The sequence below is a fragment of the Halorubrum sp. CGM4_25_10-8A genome, assembly GCF_005435025.1.
Classification (GTDB): Archaea; Halobacteriota; Halobacteria; order Halobacteriales; family Haloferacaceae; genus Halorubrum; species Halorubrum ezzemoulense.
Map to the genome: position 1 here is coordinate 1 of NZ_SGTX01000050.1, position 568 is coordinate 568.

Annotated in this window: 1 protein-coding gene; it reads right to left on the minus strand. The window is 69.9% G+C overall.

Features of this window, described 5'->3' with window-relative positions:
• Positions 1 to 568 (minus strand): class I tRNA ligase family protein (locus tag EXE52_RS18085; protein ID WP_158414007.1); only part of this gene is annotated, 568 nt, incomplete at both ends.

A 568-nucleotide genomic window follows, 5' to 3' on the forward strand; every position in this document is an offset into this window, starting at 1 on the left:
GCGCCCTGACGGAGTAGTCGTCGACCGCGGCCGCGAACTCCTCGACGGCCTCGTCGATCCGCGCCGCCACGGCGTCGCTCGGGGCGTCGGCGTCCGGGCCGCCCTCGTAGTTGCGGTGGGCGAACAGCAGCGACCGGTAGAGGAAGTTGCCGACGGTCCCCACCAGCTCGGTGTTGACGCGCTCGGCGAACTTCTCCCACGAGAAGTCAACGTCCTGCTGGAACCCGCCGTTGGTCGCGAGGTAGTAGCGCAGCGGGTCGGGGTGGAACCCCTCGTCGAGGTACTCGTCGGCCCAGACCGCGCGGTCGCGGCTGGTCGAGAACCCCTTCCCGCCGAGGGTGACGAACCCGCTCGCCATCACCGCACGCGGCTCCGCGTGGTCGGTCGCCTCCAGCATCGCGGGCCAGAAGATCGTGTGGTGCTGGATGATGTCGCGGCCGATCACGTGGACGATCTCGCCGCCCTCCGGGTGCTCGTCGCTCGCGCCCTCCTTCCAGGCGGCCTCCCAGTCGAACTCGTCGGCGCCGACGCGCTCCGAGTACTGCTTCGTCGAGGAGATGTACTCGAT